The organism is Planococcus sp. A6, assembly GCF_028823615.1.
In the GTDB taxonomy this organism is placed as follows: domain Bacteria; phylum Bacillota; class Bacilli; order Bacillales_A; family Planococcaceae; genus Planococcus.
Window position 1 is genome coordinate 1 of the sequence record NZ_JAPEHT010000187.1, and the last position, 4,568, is coordinate 4,568.

4 protein-coding genes and 1 pseudogene are annotated in these 4,568 nt (G+C 46.4%); 1 reads left to right on the top strand and 4 read right to left on the bottom strand.

Translation table 11 applies throughout. The annotated features are described in order from the left end of the window. Positions 1 to 211: 211 nt before the first annotated feature. The gene (gene cls, locus ON064_RS17200; protein ID WP_274625731.1) at positions 212 to 1,666 is read right to left on the bottom strand and encodes a cardiolipin synthase; all 1,455 of its coding nucleotides are present in this window, start codon (positions 1,664 to 1,666) and stop codon (positions 212 to 214) included. A 127-nt stretch (positions 1,667 to 1,793) separates the two neighbouring features. After that, positions 1,794 to 2,528, bottom strand: a complete 735-nt coding sequence (locus tag ON064_RS17205; protein ID WP_274625732.1) for a YwaF family protein — start codon at positions 2,526 to 2,528, stop codon at positions 1,794 to 1,796. Positions 2,529 to 2,867: 339 nt separating this feature from the next. Between ON064_RS17205 and ON064_RS17210 the strand changes: the two genes are divergently transcribed. Next, positions 2,868 to 3,635, top strand: a complete 768-nt coding sequence (locus ON064_RS17210; RefSeq protein WP_274625733.1) for an alpha/beta fold hydrolase — start codon at positions 2,868 to 2,870, stop codon at positions 3,633 to 3,635. 38 nt (positions 3,636 to 3,673) lie between these two features. Here the strand turns inward: ON064_RS17210 and ON064_RS17215 are convergent, their stop codons facing one another. Further along, positions 3,674 to 4,417, bottom strand: a complete 744-nt coding sequence (locus tag ON064_RS17215; protein ID WP_274625734.1) for an ABC transporter ATP-binding protein — start codon at positions 4,415 to 4,417, stop codon at positions 3,674 to 3,676. Then, positions 4,410 to 4,568: pseudogene (locus ON064_RS17220) on the bottom strand (ABC transporter permease); the annotation flags it as partial. The pseudogene ON064_RS17220 and the gene ON064_RS17215, both read right to left, overlap by 8 nt.

Below are 4,568 nucleotides of genomic sequence, written 5' to 3' on the forward strand. Positions count from 1 at the left end.
CGCTTTCCGTGGGCTCGCGCCCAAGCCTCCTCAGCCGCTAGGCGCCTTCCGGGGTCTCGGTCGTCTCGCTTTACCACTGGAGTCGAGCCAACGCTTCTCCAAATACTTAGATAGATCATTGAATTTTGAATGTAGAAAAAACAATTCTATTTTAATTCGTACTGGATTAGTAGACTTCTTCAACCCACATTCCACACGTAACTATCACAAATTATAAAATCGGGCTAAGCAGGCGGGCAAAACCTTCGCGCAGCTTGATGGTCCAGTCACGCTGTGCGTAGAGCTCTTTCGTCAATTTGCGGCAATCGGCTGTATCCGATTCAAACAAAGACTCGAGTTCCAGCGCAATCCGGCGGTTGAACACCAGCGTATTGATTTCGAAATTCAAGCGGAAGCTGCGGGCATCCAGATTTGTGGTCCCGACAGTTGAAATCTCACCGTCCACGGTCATCGTCTTGGAGTGCAAAAAACCACGATCGTATAAATAGACGTCCGCCCCGTAATCGAGCAATTCGCCCAGGAACGACCAGGACCCCCACATGACAAAGGGATGGTCAGGCTTTCCTGGAATCATGATATTCATTTTAACACCGCTCAGCAAGGCCATTTTACAGGCGTCCATAAAGCTTTTATCCGGAATGAAATATGGGGTCTGGATGTAGATTTCGCGCTTTGCCGAAGAGATCATTTTGATTTTCATGTTTTTCAAATGCTCGGTGTGGGAATTCGGCCCGCTCGTGACGATTTGCATCGGCGAGAAGTTCTTGATTTGATGCGTGGGAAAGCAGAAAATGTCATCGCGGCTCTTATACTGGTTGGCATAATTCCAATCCAAGACAAAACGGTCCTGGATATGATGGACGACGTCTCCTTCTATGCGCAAATGGACATCGCGCCAATAGCCGAATTTCTCCACTTCACCTAAATATTCCGTCCCGACATTGAACCCGCCAATATAGCCGATTTTCCCGTCAATGATGCACACTTTCCGGTGGTTGCGGTTATTGATGCGGAAATTGATGATGCCCAATTTGGACGGGAAAAAGATTTCCACTTCGCCCCCGTGCTCGATCAATTCCTTAAAATCCGACTGCTTCAAACTCTTGGACCCGACGGCATCATAAAGGAGCCGGACTTTAACTCCAGCCTTGGCACGCTCGAGCAAGGCATCGAAAAGCCGCTGGCCGAGCGCATCCCGTTTGATGATGTAGTATTGGACATTGACCTCTTCCTGCGCGTTGCTGATGTCTTGGATCATTGTGTCGAATTTCTCGTTGCCTTCAGAGAATATACGGGTTTCGTTGTAGAAGCTGACGAGCGATTTGGACGACCGCAAATTCATAATCAGCAATTGCTCATATTTGTTCAACAGCTCTTCATCATACTCCGCTTCCCCTGTCTGTATGCGCTGGACTTGTGATTCGACTTGCCGCGTGTAATAAGATTGTTCGTCTTCGCTCAGATTGTAAAAGTTGTTGTTGGTCAAATGCCTGCCGAAAAACAAATAGACAATAAATCCGAGAATCGGCAAGAAAAACAAAATCAATAGCCATGCCCAAGTAGTCCCTGCATCCCGCCTTTCATTGAAGATGATGACAAGCGCGAGCACGATGTTCAACAGCAACAAAGAGTTCAATGTCCAGCTCAGTACGACTACCCAATCCATCCCCCCCACCCCTTTCGCTATGTCCCCCTTCTATTCTCTAAATATGCAAATAGTCCTCTATTGAAAAACGAAAAAGCTGCCGGAAACGGAAGCATTTCCGTCCTCTGCAGCTAGTTTATGACCTGATTCAATTGTCTTCAGAAGCTGTTTTTTTAAAGAGCCAGCGGAATATCCCATACTGAGCAGCAAATAAGAAAAAAGCAACTAAGCATAAATTGATATAATACCAAACGCCGTCCCCGAAGAAATCCAAGGGTGAGACGGTAGATGGCCGCTGCGACAGGTAAAGATAATTCGACCCTGTCTGTGGATTGACCCAAAACCCGATGAACGCGGCATAGACGAGCAAAATGCCATAAACCGAAAACACCGAACGCCATGTGAGTGCGTTTGGCATAGCCAAAGCCAAAAACAGACTTGCCCAGGCGATGGCGGTATGATGGACAAAAAATTTCCAAAACCGGTAATGCTGGTAATCATAAGGCATATCCGGCGTCACCAGTGCCAAAGCCGCGGGCACGATGCCGAGGAAGAAAGACAAGCGGATCCAAAATGGATGCAAAGTCACTAAGCCGATCATGGCGGTGATAGAAGCGACACCGCATAAATGAAGCGGCATATAACGATCGAAGCTCCAATACTCGTGGCTGACGGCCCAATACTGATAGGACACTTCAGAGATGAGCAGCACAAGAAACAGCAGCCAGCGCAATTGGTGGAACAAGGCATCTTTAGCGGCTAAATTATCTCTCAAAAGGATCAGGCACAGGAATCCTGTTAAGGCGATTGCCAATACGATTAGATGGCTGATGGAAAAAAGCTCTAACGGATAATCGGATCTTGCACCAAACCACGTATCCATCGCTGCCCCTCCCGAAAAGTATTTTGATAATATTTTATCATTTTTCTCATTCGACGGAACTCACTTTTTATCGCTTGAATTAGGTTTATTTTTGAGCATATTGGCAATCTATACTCCAAACGCTCAGTTCCGATTTCGCTTAGATTAAAAATTGTATTTCTATAAAACAATAAACACTTTGAAATTGGGGAATGATGAAACCACTATGCTTTATGTCACCGTTTTAAAACCCTACTGCGCTATTTGATCACTTCAAGACCCTAAAAAATCTGCCGCATTTCTAAGGAATGAAGCATTTGATCGATTGGTTTTAAAAAAAGAAACCGAGGAGTGTCTAATATGATCGCTTACTCAGAGTCCACGTTTACTGAAGCGGAACCCATACTCTTCATCCACGGGCTTGGCGCAAGCAGTTGGATATGGTGGCAACAAGAATACGCATTTTCCGATCGCCAATTAATTATGGTTGATTTGCCTGGACACGGAAAAAGTGTCGCGATACCTTGGGTCAGTTTAGCGGATAGTGCCGAACAAATTGTCCATCAAGTTATTAAGGATCGAGCTGTGCATATAGTGGGACTTTCTTTAGGAGGCCATGTCGCCTTGGAATTGGCTAAGCATTTCCCAGAAAAAGTATTGAGCCTCTTTATTAGCGGCATCACGGCCCAGCCGTTGCGTTACGGATTTTTATTGAAACTGCAATCACGCGCTGTGCAGCGGAACATACACAATACATCGCATCTCAAAAAGATGGCCCGCGAACGTTATCGCCTGCCACCTCAAAAGATCCCTGACTTCATCTCCAATTATCAACTGCTAACGCGCGAGACATATGAAGCCATATTTAAGGAAATCATTCGCTTCCGTCTCGATGCATCGTATAGTTCTTTCTGCAAGCCCGCACTGTTTGCGGCTGGAGAGTACGAATCGCGCGCCATAATCGCTTCGACTAAAATGGCTCCTGTTGTCATGCCGAATGCGGTCGGAATGCTTATTCCAGGCGTTCGACATGATTGGCCAATTCAGCAAGCAACAAAATTCAATCGCCTATTACGGAAATGGATAACAAACAATCCAAACGAAGAGAAAAATTCACCAAGGGAATAGAGAAGGCCGCCGAGAAATCTCAGCGGCCTTCTCTATCTCTATTTTGGTTCCTCTTTCTTCAGTACTTTATAAATGTCCTTCTTGTATTGCAGAAACTCTTCTGTCAAAGTGATGTCTTCTGCTCTCGGCCTCGCGAAACCCACTTTAAACTCAGCAACGACACGCGCAGGTTTTTCCGATAACACAAGAATGCGGTCTGCGAGAAACAAAGCTTCTTCTATATTATGCGTGACGAAAAGAATCGAGCGTTTATTATGCTGCCAAATATCAAGGAGCCACTTCTGCATTTCTGAACGGGTGAATTCATCGAGTGCGGAAAACGGCTCGTCCAGCAAAATAAGAGGCTGCGGGCTCAATAGGCTGCGGATAAAGGCGGCGCGCTGCTTCATGCCGCCGGACAATTGATGCGGATACGATTGCTCATAACCTGCCAGTCCTGCTTTTTCCATCATTTGAATGGCTGCTTGCTGATCTTTATGTCTAGCGATTTCAGCCCCTAACAAAACATTGTCCAGAACGGTGCGCCACGGAAGCAGCGACGGGCTTTGCGGCATATAGCTGACGGAGCCTTTTTGGCCGTTGATGTTCTCGCCGCCCAATAGAATGGTTCCTGCATCCGGCTCATAAAGCCCACCAATTAAATGAAATAACGTGCTTTTGCCACTGCCGGAAGGGCCAAGCACGGCGACAAATTCATCGTCTGCTATATTCAATGATAACTCTTTCAGCACTTCGGTCCCGTCAAAGCTTTTCGTCAATTGCTCAATCGCCAATTCAGCCATTCGGATTCCCTCCCCCACTCGTTTTCCAGCGGATGACCCGCTTTTCGAGTAACACAATTGCTACAAAAAATAGCATGCTCAAACACATGATCAATAAGATCGCGACAAATACTTGCGTCGTCCGGAACGACGAAGAGGCGAGCGTCATATA

Coding starts and splice junctions, on each gene's coding strand:
- cls (WP_274625731.1), bottom strand. CDS start 1,666: ATGGATTGGGTAGTCGTACTGAGCTGGACATTGAACTCTTTGTTGCTG.
- ON064_RS17205 (WP_274625732.1), bottom strand. CDS start 2,528: ATGGATACGTGGTTTGGTGCAAGATCCGATTATCCGTTAGAGCTTTTT.
- ON064_RS17210 (WP_274625733.1), top strand. CDS start 2,868: ATGATCGCTTACTCAGAGTCCACGTTTACTGAAGCGGAACCCATACTC.
- ON064_RS17215 (WP_274625734.1), bottom strand. CDS start 4,417: ATGGCTGAATTGGCGATTGAGCAATTGACGAAAAGCTTTGACGGGACC.